General features: G+C 69.0%; 15 protein-coding genes and 1 tRNA gene. 7 read left to right on the top strand and 9 right to left on the bottom strand.

Annotated elements, in window-relative coordinates:
- The first annotated feature begins 26 nt into the window (after nt 1-26).
- The gene (locus H4W80_RS24865) at nt 27-1,436 is read left to right on the top strand and encodes an MFS transporter (protein WP_192787299.1); all 1,410 of its coding nucleotides are present in this window, start codon (nt 27-29) and stop codon (nt 1,434-1,436) included.
- Here the strand turns inward: H4W80_RS24865 and H4W80_RS24860 are convergent.
- Nucleotides 1,414-1,770, bottom strand: a complete 357-nt coding sequence (locus tag H4W80_RS24860; RefSeq protein WP_185067699.1) for a DUF742 domain-containing protein — start codon at nt 1,768-1,770, stop codon at nt 1,414-1,416. The genes H4W80_RS24865 and H4W80_RS24860 overlap by 23 nt on opposite strands.
- Complete coding sequence (locus H4W80_RS24855; RefSeq protein ID WP_192787298.1) at nt 1,763-3,625, bottom strand: sensor histidine kinase; 1,863 nt, start codon at nt 3,623-3,625, stop codon at nt 1,763-1,765. Before H4W80_RS24855 ends, H4W80_RS24860 begins: the two co-directional genes overlap by 8 nt.
- 196 nt (nt 3,626-3,821) lie before the next feature.
- Here H4W80_RS24855 and H4W80_RS24850 point away from each other — a divergent pair, with 196 nt between their 5' ends.
- A complete protein-coding gene (locus H4W80_RS24850; RefSeq protein WP_192787297.1) occupies nt 3,822-5,381 on the top strand; it encodes an ABC transporter substrate-binding protein in 1,560 nt (519 codons plus the stop codon).
- Here the strand turns inward: H4W80_RS24850 and H4W80_RS24845 are convergent.
- Nucleotides 5,357-5,524 carry a hypothetical protein gene (locus H4W80_RS24845; RefSeq protein ID WP_192787296.1) on the bottom strand — a complete coding sequence of 56 codons (168 nt, stop codon included), beginning with the start codon at nt 5,522-5,524 and terminating at the stop codon, nt 5,357-5,359. The two genes, H4W80_RS24850 and H4W80_RS24845, sit on opposite strands and share 25 nt — an antisense overlap.
- A 20-nt stretch (nt 5,525-5,544) precedes the next feature.
- Here H4W80_RS24845 and H4W80_RS24840 point away from each other — a divergent pair, with 20 nt between their 5' ends.
- Complete coding sequence (locus H4W80_RS24840) at nt 5,545-6,165, top strand: hypothetical protein (RefSeq protein WP_225965234.1); 621 nt, start codon at nt 5,545-5,547, stop codon at nt 6,163-6,165.
- A gap of 135 nt (nt 6,166-6,300) precedes the next feature.
- Here H4W80_RS24840 and H4W80_RS24835 read toward each other — a convergent pair whose 3' ends face one another.
- From H4W80_RS24835 to H4W80_RS24825, 3 genes are all read right to left on the bottom strand, one after another.
- On the bottom strand, nt 6,301-6,669 hold the full coding sequence (locus H4W80_RS24835; RefSeq protein WP_225963648.1) for a DUF4326 domain-containing protein: 369 nt from the start codon (nt 6,667-6,669) through the stop codon (nt 6,301-6,303).
- Between the two features lie 64 nt (nt 6,670-6,733).
- The gene (locus H4W80_RS24830; protein WP_192787294.1) at nt 6,734-7,051 is read right to left on the bottom strand and encodes a hypothetical protein; all 318 of its coding nucleotides are present in this window, start codon (nt 7,049-7,051) and stop codon (nt 6,734-6,736) included.
- An 11-nt stretch (nt 7,052-7,062) separates the two neighbouring features.
- A complete protein-coding gene (locus H4W80_RS24825) occupies nt 7,063-8,166 on the bottom strand; it encodes a zinc metalloprotease (RefSeq protein ID WP_225963647.1) in 1,104 nt (367 codons plus the stop codon).
- A 344-nt stretch (nt 8,167-8,510) separates the two neighbouring features.
- Here H4W80_RS24825 and H4W80_RS24820 point away from each other — a divergent pair, with 344 nt between their 5' ends.
- On the top strand, nt 8,511-9,290 hold the full coding sequence (locus tag H4W80_RS24820; protein ID WP_192787293.1) for an exodeoxyribonuclease III: 780 nt from the start codon (nt 8,511-8,513) through the stop codon (nt 9,288-9,290).
- Between the two features lie 89 nt (nt 9,291-9,379).
- The gene (locus H4W80_RS24815; RefSeq protein ID WP_192787292.1) at nt 9,380-9,613 is read left to right on the top strand and encodes a hypothetical protein; all 234 of its coding nucleotides are present in this window, start codon (nt 9,380-9,382) and stop codon (nt 9,611-9,613) included.
- Between the two features lie 60 nt (nt 9,614-9,673).
- Here the strand turns inward: H4W80_RS24815 and H4W80_RS24810 are convergent, their stop codons facing one another.
- Together H4W80_RS24810 and H4W80_RS24805 are read right to left on the bottom strand one after the other, a co-directional pair.
- Entirely contained in the window at nt 9,674-10,600 is a 927-nt protein-coding gene (locus H4W80_RS24810) for a cobalamin biosynthesis protein (RefSeq protein WP_192787291.1), read from the bottom strand.
- The gene (locus H4W80_RS24805) at nt 10,584-11,366 is read right to left on the bottom strand and encodes a phosphotransferase (RefSeq protein WP_192787290.1); all 783 of its coding nucleotides are present in this window, start codon (nt 11,364-11,366) and stop codon (nt 10,584-10,586) included. Before H4W80_RS24805 ends, H4W80_RS24810 begins: the two co-directional genes overlap by 17 nt.
- 1,194 nt (nt 11,367-12,560) lie before the next feature.
- Between H4W80_RS24805 and H4W80_RS24800 the strand changes: the two genes are divergently transcribed.
- Nucleotides 12,561-12,634: transfer RNA gene (locus tag H4W80_RS24800), tRNA-Arg, on the top strand.
- A 221-nt stretch (nt 12,635-12,855) separates the two neighbouring features.
- On the opposite strand, the gene H4W80_RS24795 is transcribed toward H4W80_RS24800, so the two are convergent.
- Entirely contained in the window at nt 12,856-13,461 is a 606-nt protein-coding gene (locus H4W80_RS24795) for a tyrosine-type recombinase/integrase (RefSeq protein ID WP_318787041.1), read from the bottom strand.
- 568 nt (nt 13,462-14,029) lie between these two features.
- On the opposite strand from H4W80_RS24795, the gene H4W80_RS24790 reads away from it, so the two are divergent.
- Nucleotides 14,030-14,338 carry a CPCC family cysteine-rich protein gene (locus H4W80_RS24790; RefSeq protein WP_225963646.1) on the top strand — a complete coding sequence of 103 codons (309 nt, stop codon included), beginning with the start codon at nt 14,030-14,032 and terminating at the stop codon, nt 14,336-14,338.
- Nucleotides 14,339-15,053: the final 715 nt, after the last annotated feature.

Here is a 15,053-nt window from a genome sequence, read left to right as displayed (position 1 = left end):
TACCTAAGTTAGCTAAAGGAGCCGACATGGCGACAATCGTGGCGTCCGCGGCACGTACGACGTCCACCAGAAACCCTTGGCCCGGGGTGGTCGCGCTGGCTTTCGCGGCCTCCATCGCCGCGCTCCAGAACACCGCCGTGGTCCCGCTGCTTCCCGTGCTGCAGCGGGAGCTGCACGCCCCGCTCTCCTCCGTGACCTGGACGCTCACGCTGAGCCTCCTGGTCGCGGCGGTGGCCACGCCGTTGCTGTCGCGCTTCGGCGACATGTACGGCAGGCGCCCCATGATCCTCGGCGCCCTGGGCCTCCTGGTGGCCGGCTCGGTCATGGCGGCGCTGGCGCCCTCGCTGGAATGGTTGATGGTGGCGAGGGTGCTCCAGGGGGCCGTGGCCGCGCTGGTGCCGTTGTCGATCGGGGTGGCGCGCGACGTGCTGCCCAGAGAGCAGCTGGCGACCGGCATCGGGGTGATCAGCGCGACGATGGGGTTCGGGAGCGGCGGCGGGATGATCCTGGCCGGGCTCGCGTCCGGCGACTTCCACCTGGTCTTCTGGATCACGGCCGGCATCTCGCTGGTGGCCGTCGCGATCGTGGCCGTGCTCGTCAAGGACAGCGCCCCGGCGGGCCCCAAGGGCCGTCCCGACCTGGCCGGCGCGGCGCTGATGACCGCCTGGCTGGTCGCGCTCCTGCTGGGCATCAGCGAGGGCGGCTCGTGGGGCTGGACCTCGCCGGGCGTGCTCGGCCTGTTCGCCGCCGCGGCGGTGCTGGCGGCGGTCTGGGTCGTGGTCGAGCGCCGGGTGGCCGAGCCGCTGGTGGAGATGGCGATGCTGGTCCACCGGGGCACGGTCGGCGCGACGGTGGCCTCGATGCTGCTCGGGTTCTCGTTCTTCACCCTCATGACGGGTATGTCCAGCTTCGCCCAGGTGCCGGTGGGGACCGGCTACGGCTTCGGCGCCTCCACCCTCCAGGTGGGCTTCTTCCTGCTGCCGAGCACGATCTTCATGCTGGTCATCTCGCTGTTCGCGGGCCGGATCATGCGCCGCTTCCGGGCCTCGTCCATGGTGGCGGCGGGGTCGGCGATCACGGCGCTGGCGGGGCTGTGGCTGGTGGTCGCGCACACCAGCCCGGCCCACCTGTACGTGGCGACCTCGCTGATGGGCATCGGCCTCGGCGTCGGCTACGCGGCGCTGGGCACCATGGCCGTGGAGCACGTGGACCCCGGCAAGACGGCCCTCGCGGCGGGCGTGAACGCGCTCGTACGCATCGTGGGCGGCAGCACGGCCGGCGCGGCCATCGCCGCCATCCTGGCCGCCCAGCCGGGCGTGGGCGGCTACCAGTGGGTCTTCGGGACGGCAGCCCTGGCCGGAGGCACGGCCGCGCTCTTCGCGGCCGTGTACGGTCGCCTCAACCGCGCGACGGTCACAGCGCCTTCAGGCCGCTGATCACCTCGAGCAGCACCTTCGCGTCGGGTGCGGGGGGCGGGTGCTCGACCTGCACGAGCTGCTGCGCGTGCAGGTCACCGACCAGCACCCGTACCACGCCGATGGGCAGGTTCAGCTCGGCCGCGACGTCCACGAGGCGGGTCGGCTTGGTGCACTTCTGCATGATGATCAGATGCTCGGGGCCCAGGCCCATCGGCGGCGCCAGGCCGCCGGCCGTGATGATCACCGCGATGAGGTCGATGGCCTCGCTCGCGGGGACCGTACGGCCCCTCGTCAGCAGGTAGGCCGGGACGATAGGACCGGCGTCCTCGTCCAGCCAGCGCTCGTCACTCACTTCGCACCACCCGCATGGGTCGAGCGGGTTCCTTCACGTGGGCCTCCGGTTCGGGCTCGGCCACGTGCTCTTCCGGGATCAACACGATCGCGGTGGTCCCTCCATATGGTGAACCGCGTAACGTCACGCGGATGTCGTGCCTGGCGGCCAGGCGGGAGACGACGAAAAGGCCGAGCCGGTCGCTGTCGGCCAGGTCGAACTCCGGTGGGCTGGCCAGCCGCTCGTTGAGTTCGGCCAGCTCCTCTGCGCTCATCCCGAGCCCGCGGTCCTCGACCTCGAAGACGAAGCCGCGGGCCGCCACCTCGCCGCGCACGATGACCGGAGTGTGCTTCGGCGAGTAGACGGTGGCGTTCTCGATGAGCTCGGCGATCAGGTGGATCACGTCGCCGACCACGGGTCCGGCCAGGCGCTGGCCGGACATCGGCTCGACGGTGACCCGCTGGTAGTCCTCCACCTCGGCGGACGCGCCACGGGCCACGTCGAGCAGCGGCACCGGCCGGCTCCAGCCGCGGCCGGGGGTGGCGCCCGACAGGATGATCAGGCCCTCGGCGTGGCGGCGCATGCGGGTGGTCAGGTGGTCGAGCTTGAACAGGTCGTCCAGCGCGTCCGGGTCGGTGGCCCGGTGCTGCATGTCCTGCAGCTGGATGCGCTGGCGGTGCAGCAGGGTCTGGCTGCGCCTGGCCAGGTTGCGGAACACGTGCCCGACGCCCTCGCTGAGCTGCGCCTGGCCGACCGCGGCCTCGACGGCCGTCTGCTGGACGGTGGAGAACGCCTGGCCCACGTCGTCGATCTCGACCGTGGTGCTCGCCACGGACAGCTCCGGCATCTCGACCTTCTCGCCCTTGCGGAGCTTGGCGACCACCTGGGGGAGCCGTTCCTGGGCCACCTCCAGCGCGGCCAGCCGGAGCGCGCCCAGCTCCTTCGACAGCCGGTTGCCCATGCGCAGCGAGAACGCGATCGACACGACCACCAGCCCCAGCGCCGTGCCCGCCAGCAGGAGCGCCCTGGACAGCACCTGGTCGGCGATCGGCTCGGTCCGCGTGTTCAGCGCCGCGCTGGCCCGCATCAGCGACTCCTGGAACGACTTGGACAGCCCCTCCGTGAGGGTGAGCCAGCTCCGCGGCGCCTGCCCGGCGATGATCTGGTCCTCCATGATCCGCATCCGCTGGTAGGCGGGGGAGGTGATCAGCGCCACCTGCTGGTCGCGCAGGCTCGGGTCGAGCTCGTTGAGCGACTGGTCGAGCAGGAAGCGCCGGTTGCCGACGAGCTCCGTGAACAGCCGGCGCTCGGCGGGCTGGGTCGGCCCGAACGCGACGGCCTGTTCCCTGGTGAGCAGCTCCTTGGCGTACCCGAGGTCGATGACGATGCGCGACTGCTCGTAGATCGGGATGTCGTCGATCAGCGCGACCCGCTTGTGCAGGCCGAAGAGCGTGTCGTTGATCGCGCTGTAGGCCTCCACAGTGTGCAGACGGTCGGACAGACCCGTGTCGATCTCGCCTCGGATCGCATCGAGCCTGTCGAGTTGCGTGTACACCGCGTCCACCTGTGTGCGGATCTCTTCCGATCGGTCCTTGGATTTGCTGGAGAACTGCCTGAACGCGTCACTGGCGGCGTCGGTGCGGGTGCGCTGCGTGGCGACGGCGGATTTGTCCCCCGAGCTACGCAGGAGCCTGGCCGAGACTAGGCGTTCACGCTGGATCTCGCTGATCAGTTTGTACGCGGGAAGACGGAGGTTCGTCCAGAGTGTCTTGTATTGACGCAGCTCCAAGCTCTCGGTGGCGGTGACGGCGGTGATGACCCCCCACAAGACCACCATGGAGGCCAGTGGCACGAGTAGCAGTCCGATGATCTTCATGCGGATCGTTCGGCTACGACCCATGACACCTCACTCCGGTCGGTCCCCTGCTGGCAACCCCGGACGGGACAAGCTCAGAGGATAGCAATTGGATCATCAAAATGCCCAATTTTTCGGGACTTTTGGACACCTGGGCGTTGATCCCATCGATCTTGGAGTAGGTTTCCCGAGTACATCGCCGACAGAGGGAGATGCGTTGCGCCGTCGTGTCGCAGCGGCCGCCGCGCTCATACTCCTCGCGGCCTGCTCACCGCCTCCGGAGTCCCCGCAGGCGCCGTCCGGGCAGTCCCCGTTCGTCTACGTCGAGAACCTGGACATCGTCACCGAATGGGACCCCTCCAAGTCCTACTCCAACGAGATCGTCGCCCTCCAGAACATCTACGAGACGCTCACCTTCTGGAACCCGGTCACCAAGAAGTCCAGCCCCAGGCTGGCCACGTCGTGGCGCTCGTCGCCCGACGGCCGGACGTGGACGTTCAACCTCCGCTCCGGGGTGACCTTCCACACCGGCAGGCCCCTGGACGCCGCGGCGGTCAAGTCGTCGATCGAGCGCACGATGAGCGCCAAGACGGGCGCCTCCTACATCTGGGACTCCGTCTCCTCCATCAGGGTCGACGGCCCCACGACGGTGACGTTCGCGCTGAAGTACCCCGTCCCGCTGGACCTGGTGGCCTCCTCCACGTACGCGGCCTACATCTACGACACGCAGGCGGCGCCCGACCTCGGGAAGTTCTTCGCGGCGGGCAGGGACGCGGGCTCGGGGCCGTACACGGTGACGAAGTGGCAGAAGGGCAAGGAGGAGGAGCTCACCCTCAGCGCGTACGACAAGTACTGGGGAGGGTGGGGCCGGCCGCACTACAACACGGTCAAGTTCCGCGTCGTGCCCGACCCCGACAGGGCGTGGCGGCTGCTGCAGCGCGGCGAGGTGAGCTTCGTGGCGCGGCTGAACCCGCGCCTGTTCGCCGCCGCCTCGACCGCGCCGGGCGTGCGCACCTCCGAGCGGGCGTCGTTCCAGACGGCGATGCTGCTGTTCAACACCGCGAACGGCCCCATGAAGGACATCCGCGTGCGCCGCGCGGTGCAGAAGGCCGTCGACTACCAGGGCCTGATCAAGGACCTGAAGGGCGCGGTCTCACCGGCCAGCGGCATCATCCCCGAAGGGCTCATGGGGTACGTGCCGGGCCGCGTCCCCCGGCAGGACCTGGCGGGCGCGGCGGAGCTGCTGACCAGGGCGGGGTACGGCCCCGGCGGGCGGCCGCTGCGGCTGCGGCTGACGTACGGGGAGGGCGACACCGACTGGCACCTGCTCGCCACGAAGCTCACCGCCGCGCTCAAGCCGCTGAACGTGACGATCGACGCCCGGGCGATGCCCTGGACCGCCCAGTGGGAGCAGGGCAAGAAGCGCGGCCAGGACATCTTCGTCATGTACTGGTGGCCCGACTACGCCGACGGCTACTCCTACTTCGGCAACGTCTTCCACAGTGGGAACCCGCCCGTCTTCAACCTGGCCTACCTGCGCGACCAGGGCCTGGACGCGCAGCTGGACACCGTGCCGGAGCTGACCGTGACCGACCGGCCGGCGGCGCAGCGGGTGTACGAGCAGGCCACGAAGCGGGTGCTCGACCAGCGGGCGGCCGCGGCGATCCCGTGGGTGGTCAACTACCAGCGGGCCTACCAGGGCGCCGTGCAGGGCTACAACGACAACCCGGCCTACCCGGACGTGGTCTTCGTCTACGACCTGCGCCCCTCGGGCTGAGAGTCCTGCACGCGCTCGCGCAACCGGACCCTGATCTCCTCGGGCGTGTAGGCCCGGCGGCGGCGCTCGGCACGCGCGATCACCACTCCCGTGGCCGCCACGCCCATGATTCCCGCCAGACCGAGCATCTTCCACCAGCGCATGTGCCTAGGCTAACGGTGTGCTGACTCTCGACGAGGCCGTAAGGGTGACGAGGACCGGCGATCTGTGGATTTTCCGCGGGCGCTCGGTGCCCGACCGCGCCATCCAGACGATGACCAACAGCCCGGTCAACCACGTGGGCATGGCGATCGTGACCGAGGACCTGCCGCCGATGATGTGGCACGCCGAACTGGGCAAGTCGCTGCTCGACCTGTGGTCGGGCACGTACCAGCGCGGCGTGCAGCTGCACGACCTGCGCGACGCGGTCACCACGTGGGTCGGCCGCTACGGCCAGAGACCCTGGCTGCGCCAGCTCGAACCGGAGGCGACGCCCGAGATGGAGGACGCGGCCCTGCGCACGGTGGCCCGGCTCGACGGCACCCCGTTTCCCTCCACGGCCCGCCTGGCCGCCCGCTGGGCGAGGGGCCGGCTGCCGCGACGGCGCCGGCGCCGGGAGGAGACGCTGGAGAGCGCGTACTGCGCCGAGGTGGTGGCGGTCACGTACGAGGAGATGGGCCTGCTGCCCGGGGGGCGCCGGCCCAACTGGTATGACCCGGGGAAGTTCTGGAGCGGTGACGACCTGGAGCTGCTGATGGGGCACCGGCTCGGCAACGAGATCACGGTGGGCGTCGAACGGTCGTGAGCTTCCCCTCCGCACCGGGATCATGGTAGGCGCGGACGTCGTGGGCTACGGCTCCGCACCGGGATCACGGTGGGCGTCGAATGGCCGTGAGCTTCCCCTCCGCACCGGGATCACGGTAGGCGCGGACGTCGTGAGCTACGGCTCCGCGCCGGCGACGACGGCCAGCAGCGCGTCCGCGTGGCACTCCTGGTCGGGGTCGCACCAGCAGGCCAGGTCCTTGCCGCGCAGCTCGCGGCGGGCCCGCTCGACGAGCTCGGGGTGCTCGCGCAGGTGTCCCAGGTAGAGCTCGATCACCTGGGACCGCTGGTGGACCCGGCCGCCGCAGACCCGGCAGCCCTTCTCCGACAGGCTGTGCGGGTTGGCGAACGGGCTGCGCCGGTGACCGGGGAACTCGCGCCCGACGTACTCGGCGCCCTCGGGCACGCGGCCGTGGAACCGGTCGCCCTCGACCTTGACGCGGCGTGGCACGGGTTCCTGGACCTCCACCGTGGTGGCCGCGTTCATTCGCACAATCTCCAGTGCGGTCTCCAGCGCGAGGCCGAAGTCGATGCGCTCGCGAGCGGGTCGCTCATTTCGCGAAGGCCAGCTGGTCGTTCTCGCGGGACACGACGGTCAGGACGAACGGCTGCCCCGGACCGCCGGGAAAGGTGATCCGGATCCGGTCGGCCCCCTGGCGCTCCCAGTGACCGACGATCTTCCTGGGCCGGTCGTCCGGCCCGGGAAGCCACTCGACGAAGGTGCCGTCGGAGTGGAACTCCATCCCGCGCCTGGGCCGCCGCGAAGGCCGGAACGCGAAGTCGTCCGGCCGGTACACCGCCACCGCGTCGGTGTCCTCCTCGTAGGAGTGCGCCCAGGCTCCGACGACGTCCGGCGCTTCCTCGTTCATCACGACGATGCTCATCGGACCTGGCGGTTCCCGGCCACCACGTTGAGTGCCGCGCGGGTGTCCTTCAGCACCTCCTGGAGCAGCTGCTCCAGGTCGCGCTGCGAACCGTTGCCGGACAGCCGCGTCTCGCCGGGGGAGGCGATGCCCGCCGGGATCCGCTCCTCCGCGCGCGCGGCGAGCTGCGGGACCAGGAAGGACGCCCGGGGGCCCTCCAGGCAGGCGTTCATCCGCGTCGACTGGCCGCTGGTGAACATCATCATGCCGGCGTCGTCGGTGTAGTCCATGTAGTTCACGAACATGTCGCCATTTGGACCGTTGTTACAGGAAATATGGGGAAATATCGGCATCCCGGTGTTGTTGCCGGCTTGGTTCGGAGTGTCGGCCACCTTGTCGTCACCGCTGCACCCCTCGCCGTCGTCCCCCCAGATGTGGAAGAGGTTCAGCCAGTGGCCGATCTCGTGCGTCGTGGTCCGGCCCAGGTGGAACGGCGGCGCCGCGGTGCCCGTGCTGCCGAAGGCGGAGTGGCGGATGACGACGCCGTCCGTCTCCGGCGGCCCGCCGGGGAACTGCGCGTAGCCGAGCAGCCCGCCCGTCAGCTGGCACACCCAGATGTTGAGGTACTGGTCGCTGGGCCACGGGGCGGCCCCGCCGGTGGCGCTCGACTTCACCAGGTCGTCGAAAGTGAAGCCCATCCGCTGGGTCTCCACGCGGACGATCCCGTCCGTCGGCTCCCCGTTCGGGCCGCGGGTCGCGAGGTGGAACTCGACCATCGTGTCCGCCACCAGCGACCTCCAGACGGGCGGCACCTTCGTCACGTCGGGGTTGGCGGCCCGGAAGTCCTGGTTGAGGATCTCGATCTGGCTGTGGATCTGGTCGGCGCCGATGTTCTGCTCCGGGCGGGCAGGGTTGTGGACGACGTGTACGACGACGGGGATGCTGACCACGCCGACGCGGCTGACCATGCGGATGCCGAGTCTGTACTGCGTGGCCTGGTTCTCGATGGACGCCCGCCGCCCGCGGTAGGACATGCTCTCGTTGAGCAGCCGGCGGTGCACGGGCATGGTGCCGCACAGGTCTCGCGTGAGCGGTTCGGAAAACTCTGACTCGTCCATCATGATTTCCCCCAGAAATGAAGCGAGAGAGGCCGCCCGGCCGGATCGCAGAAGAAGGGCAGACCGCGATCCGGCCGGTCGGACGCTGATGCACTCGTACCGCGAACCGCCCGGTCGAAAGCCCAAAGGAGTGCATAGCTTCCGGCTCGGATCCACGCACACGCCGCTCTCTTGGGGGCGCCCATGGTCACGGGTTTCCCGTCCGACGGCCCAGAAGGCGCCGTAACGGCGCCCGGCCCCGCACACCTCGTGACCGTCTCCCTGGACAGAGCCCGGCCACGTGCGGCGGGTGGGTGGCCCGCCGTAAGCGTAAAGATGGATTTTGAACCGGGTGGCAGGCTGGAGAGATGCGCCTAGCCACGTGGAACGTGAACTCCGTCAGGGCCCGGCTGCCCCGCCTGCTCGAATGGCTCGCCGAGGCGAAACCCGACGTCCTCTGCCTCCAGGAGACCAAATGCTCCGCGCAGGCCTTCCCCACCGCGGAGGTGGGGGAGCTGGGGTACGCCGCCGCGGCCCACGGCGACGGCCGGTGGAACGGCGTGGCACTCCTGTCCAGGGTCGGCCTCGACGACGTGACCCTCGGCTTCCCCGGCGAGCTGAACGGCGTGGAGGCCCTGGTCCCGGAGGCCCGCGCCATGGCCGCCACCTGCGCGGGACTGCGGGTCTGGTCCCTGTACGCGCCGAACGGCCGCACCGTGGACTCCCCGCACTACGCGTACAAGCTCGCCTGGTTCGCGGCCTTCCGGGACGCGCTGGCGGCCGAGCCGGCCATGCCGCTGGTGGTGTGCGGCGACTACAACGTCGCCCCCACGGACGCCGACGTATGGGATCCCGCGCTGTTCGTCGGCGCCACCCACGTCACCCCCGCCGAACGCCGGGCCCTCGCCGACCTGCGGGCGCTCGGGCTGCACGACGTGGTGCCGACGCCGATGAAGGGCCCGCACCCGTTCACGTACTGGGATTACCGGGCCGGGATGTTCCACCAGAACAAGGGGATGCGCATCGACCTGGTCTACGCGAGCGCGGACGTCGCCGGGCGGGTGCGCTCGGCGTACGTCGACCGCGAGGCCCGCAAGGGCAAGGGCCCTTCCGACCATGCCCCAATCGTTGTGGATCTCGGACCATAATTCAAATACAAACCGCGCCCGTCCGAGTATCGTGTTTTCTCAAATGTCTCGGGGGATCAATAGCTTCACGGCCCACAGGGGGGATCTCCGTGGAACCTGCAGACGGTCGCGTCATTCTCTTCATCATCATCGCCCTCGCCGTGTTCGCCCTCGGCCGCCGCTTCCAGACGATGATCATCATGCGTCAGGTGTGGAAGCAGAGCGCCAAGCAGGTCACAGCCAGGAAGGCGGTCGCGAACAACGCCGCGAAGTCGATGATCGGCATCACTTTGCTCGCGGTATTCGTGGTCTGGCTGGTGCTCAACCTCAATCGCGTGATGTGAAAAGCAATCAATAGCTGATTGCCGTGCAATTGCGCGACCGTCCGCAATCCTCCCGGTGGCCTATTTGTGGCGATTTCGCAGCGCCCAGGCCGTCAGCACGGCCGCTCCGGCGGCGGCCAGGCTGACGGCGCGCGTAAGACGTACCGCGCGGCGGATGTCCTTGACGTCGGGCTCGGGCCCGTCGCCCATGGTCGGACGGTGCTCGGTCCTGCCCTGGTAGACGTTCGTGCCGCCCAGGGTGACGCCGAGCGCCCCGGCGAAGGCGGCCTCGCACCTGCCGGCGTTCGGGCTGGGGTGCCGGTGGCCGTCCCGCCTGAGCACCGCCAGCGCGCGTCCGGGGTCCGGCCCGGCCAGGACCGTGAGCAGCCCCGTCAGCCTGGCCGGTACGTAGTTCGCCACGTCGTCGAGCCTGGCCGCCGCCCAGCCGAACCGTTCGTATCGGGGGGAGCGGTGGCCGACCATGGCGTCCAGCGTGTTGATCGCCCGGTACGCCAGCAGCCCCGGCACGCCCGCCACCGCGCCCCAGAGGAGCGGGGCCACGACGGCGTCGGAGGTGTTCTCGGCCAGCGACTCGACCGTGGCCCTGGCGAGTTCCTTGGCCTCGAGGTGGGAGGGGTCGCGGCCGCAGAGGTGGGGGAGCCGGGCCCTGGCCCGTTCCAGGTCGTCGCCTTCGAGGGCGTCCGCCATGTACTCGCCCTCACGGGCGAGCGTGGTGCCGCCGAGCACGGCCCAGGTGGCGACGGCTGTGACGGCCGTACGGACGTGGGGGATCCGCTGGGCGACCACTCCGAGCGCGGCCGCGCCGCCGACACAGATGGCGACATGTGCCACCCCGTGCGCCTTCTTGTCCGCGTACAGGGACTTCTCCACCCTCGCGGCGACACGCCCGAACACGGCGACCGGGTGGGCGGCGCTCTGAGGGTCGGCGATCAGCCGGTCGAGGGCCACGCCGAGGGCGAGCCCCAGCGGGTCACACCAGGTGGGCATGGAGCTCGTCTTCGTGTACGTCCAGCCAGGCCGCCGCGCGGCGGATGCGCTCGCCGGCGCCGCCCGCCCACATCTTCGCCCAGTTGCCGCCCGCCGAGGCGCGGGTGCGCATGACGTCGTAGGAGCGGTGGAAGCGGAGCCGGGCCAGTTCGAGGAGGCGGCGGCGGTCGCGGGGCGGCACGCCGTACGCGTCGCAGAACAGCCTCAGCCGCTCGCCCACGTCGAGGTTCCGGAGGAGCGGGGAGCGGTCCACGGGGTCGGCGATGGGGGCCCAGTGGCGGAGCGTGGTGACGATGTCGAAGAGCCGCGTGGTGGGCCGGGCAAGATCGAAGTCGATCAGCGCGTGGGGCTTGCCCTCGCGAAATATCACGTTTTCTGGCGTTAAATCACAATGTCCGATGATTTCTGGCGCTTTGTCATCATTTGACCCGCCTTCCCACCCCTCCAGGGACAGCGGGAACCCGACAGTCGCGTCATGAAACTCCCGAAGCAGCACCGCCAACCCGGCCAGCGCCTCCGCGCTCACGCTCTCCAGCCGCAACCCGGTCGTCCCCGGCAGATACGTCAGGATCTCCCGCCCGAGCCCGTCCATCCCCACCACCCGCGGCGCACCTCCGAACCCACGGGCCTCGAGGTGCCGGAGCAGGGCGTGCACGGCGGGTGTCGACGTACTGGCCGGTCTACGCACGGTGTCACCGACCCGCACCACCCCGTCAGTCACGTCCCCGCCCTGCAACGGAATCTCATGCAGGAGCGTCGCGACCATGCCACGAGAGCTTAGACCCTTTCGCCCCACCTCCGCCCAGCCTTTTCCCCACCTCCCACCCACACGCCCCCACCAACCTCCCCGCCCTGACCTCTGCCTCATGCCCCTCCACCCACCCCACTCACCAACTGCCCAATCCCCACATCCACCTGCTTCTGCGCGGTGGGCTTCTGCGCGGTGGGCTTCTGCGCGGTGGGCTTCTGCGCGGTGGGCTTCTGCGCGGTGGGCTTCTGCGCGGCGGGCGCCGTATCGCAGGGTCCTCTGCCTCGGGCTCCTGCGCGGCCAGATGCTGTGGCGCGGGGCGCCGCACTGCGGGGCCTTACGCGACCGGCCCCTGTGGCACGGGTGTGCAGCACTGCGGGCTCCTATGAGGCCCGGCAGCTGCGCCGCGCGTCCTGCGCGACCGGGCGCAGCGTCACGGGGGTGCAGCACCGCGAGGTCCTATGGAGCCGTGTCCTCGGCGCGGGGTGCACGCTGCGGGGTCCTATGGGACCGGGCAGCTGCGCCGCCGGTCCTGCACGACCGGGCGTTGAGGCGCGGGGCTGTAGCACCGCCGGGCCTATGGGGCTGGATCCTCAGCTCCACCGCTGGGTCGATGCTCCGCGAGGTATCCTTCGACCTCCTCCCCAACCCCTGGCAGGAGCGTTCGGCGTACCCCTGCCGACGCTGATCTTCGCCCCGACGTTCCCGCCCATCCACATCGCCCGAGCGCTAGATGGTCACGCCCGACGCTGCCGAGACCCCCCACTCCACCCACCCACAGCCACTCTCACGCCTACATCGCCCCCCATCGACGCTCCAATCGTCCCCGGCCTCCCCGACAGCCCGCCTCCCCGACGACGGCCGCGGCGACAGGATCAACCGCTCACGACTTCACGATGGTCACACCCCTCTACGACACGCCCGCCGCCGCGTCCAAACCTCCTTGCTCTTGGACGCGGAGCCTCCTAACCCCTCATCGCCATCACGGACAGCTCCGAGAGCGTCTACCTGCGTCTTTTCGCCAGTTTCATCCCCTATCTGGCCACCTCCGATATCCTCCCAGAGGCCCACACACCCTGCCGGGCAACTAGTTCGACCTTGACGCCCACGGCTTTGGGGACGCTGTTCGTGTGGGGTGTGATCGGCCTGACAGACTGACACGAGGAAAACGTGTGCGTGACATGTCGCCGGATCATGCACAATAAGGCGGGAGCGCCCTTAGCTCAGCTGGATAGAGCACCGGACTTCTAATCCGACGGTCGCAGGTTCGAATCCTGCAGGGCGCGCAACCGAGACCAGGCAATCTGCGGGTTGACCTGGTCTTTTGCATGATCGGTGGTCTTGCCTCGTAGGCAGGGCGAGGCGGCCGAAAGCAGCCCTGTGCCACTGGTCGCGGAACATACGCGGAATGCTCGCAGGCCGTTTTCCCAGGTGGGAACGGCGGTTTCGAGCCCTGGAACGGCGTAAGGACCCCGAGGTGTTCCGGGGTCCTGCCAGTGGTTGTGGATCATGCAGCTAGCGCGCCCAAGATGCGCTGGTTGGCGACTTCCCGTTGGTCGTCGATGCACTTGGCGTAGACGCGGAGCATCACGTCCACGCCGTGGCCTGCCCGTTCGGCGGCTTCTGGGGCATGCACGCCCGCGTTGAGCCAGAGCGAGACGGCCGCGTGCCGAAGGTCGTACGGCCTGCCCGCCAGGGGAGAGGCAGCCTGGTCGGGCGTGAAGGCGTACGTCCGGGCCTCTTGCCAGACCTTGGCGTAGGCCGATCCGGAGATCACGCCGCCTGTGCGAGTGCGGAAGAGCCGGCCGTCCTCGCCGACCCCGAACGATGCGATGTGCTGTAGGAGGATGGCCACCAGTTCGGGCGGGATGGGAACGGTGCGTGTCTGCTTCACGCCCCGGTGCTTCAGACCGCGTTCATCATGGGCCTGCCCGGAGTCGGTGAACCGCTTGTTGCTCTGGGGCCTGGTCTTCTCCAGCGTCAGCAGGCCCCAGCCCGTCGCCGGGAGGTGGCAGTCCTTCTGCCGCAGTCCCGCAGCTTCTGCTGGGCGTAGGCCGCCGAAGTACATACAGGCGAACATCGCGGCCAGCATCGGCGCCCAGATCTCGACCAATCCCGCCCGCAGCGCAGGAAGTAGCGTGCGCGTCCTGTTCGGCCCAGACCAGTTCGAGCCCCATCCGCCGAGTTCGGGAGGCGACCGCATCGACGCCTACCCTTGGAGGCGGGCGCTCACAGAACTTGCCGAATTGATCTCATAGGTATCAAGCGGCGGCGCGGCGCGCCGCCGTACCCCCGGCCCTCCGCCCGCCGCCGTCCGGGCGTGCGGCCTGGGGGCCGGTCCCGGACGGCGGCGGGACACCGGGCCGGACATCGCACGCCGGCCCCGCCGTACCGACGGAACGCTCCGACCGGGGTTGCCACGCCGCCGCACAGATGCAGCCCTACGATCGCCACTGCATGGTCGGCCACCGTATGTGTTTGGGGGCGATCGAAGGTCCAGGGCTTCGTTCCTCAGCCCTGGCCCACCGTATTCCCGTGTGCGGCTAGTGATCTTCAGACGCGGGCGGAACCGCGGGCTCGAGTCGCGGATCTCTACCAGCTATCCGGGCACGGGGCAGGAGCAGATTCAGAGCTGCCGATTGAGATGCAGATGTTCGGAGCCGTACGGCATCATGACGGATATGACCCATCTCAGCATCGAGGAGATCCGCGAGCGGAAGCGATGGGTCTTGTCTGTGATGGCGGAACAGGGTGGAAACTTTCTTCGACTACCGCCGCGCGATCAGCCGTACACGTGCCCATGCTGCTTCCACCCCACCCTTCAATACCGCGGCGGCTTCCAGATGTGTGATGAATGCTGTTGGGAGGACGATGGACAGGATGATCACAACGCCGATGTCGTCATGGGTGGCCCCAACGGGTCGGATAGCTTGACCGCAGAGCGACGGCGCTACCGAGAGATGCGGGGACTGCCGCCGCTGGAGCTGTGACAGCAACGGCCACGAACGAAGGCAGATCACCTTAGATCGGTTGGCTCCGACTCGCGGGATATACGCGGGATGGTCTTCCCCCAGCGGGGATGTCTGAGAGCCGTATCCAGAGGTCAGTGGCCTGATGCATCTAGCAACGTTGGCCCGCTGTAAAACCGTCGGCGCTTCGGAGGCGTGCCCGTTGCGTGCCCGTCAGGGCGGTCAACGAGGGGGAGTCGCGGGGAAGCTTGGACAGGATGACTGTCACGCTGACCTGCACCGCAGCAGGTCCAGAGATCATGTGCCGAAATCTTCCAAACTAGTGTAGCTACGACGGTCGTCGATGGCCGGTTGACCAGAGTCCACTTTCTTTCAGAAGTCGCTTCGCCGCGTGCTGACTAGCTTGGGATCCTCGCTGGCCAAGGGCGATCTCTCGAAGCAGGCTGGCGAAAAGCACTACCTCATCAGCCGCCATCCATGCCAGAGTCCTAGAGAGCCAGTACTCCGACTGCTCCATCAGGCCACAGTGAACGACTGCCCGCAGCGCCTCGGCGAGGTCCGGATCATCAGGGCCAAGCTGCCGCCTGGCCTCACTTTCCACTTCGTCTCGCGACCTCTCCACCAGCGGCAAGAGCCACAACCTCGATCTCTCAAAGGGAGTATCCGTTCCGGCCTCAGCTGACTCGACGGTCCAAGCCCCGTCAACAATGACCAGCCAGAGACCGTTCGGTTTGAC

Origin of the sequence: Nonomuraea angiospora, assembly GCF_014873145.1 — a bacterium.
In the GTDB taxonomy this organism is placed as follows: Bacteria; Actinomycetota; Actinomycetes; order Streptosporangiales; family Streptosporangiaceae; genus Nonomuraea; species Nonomuraea angiospora.
This window is presented reverse-complemented; position numbering and strand designations above follow the sequence as displayed.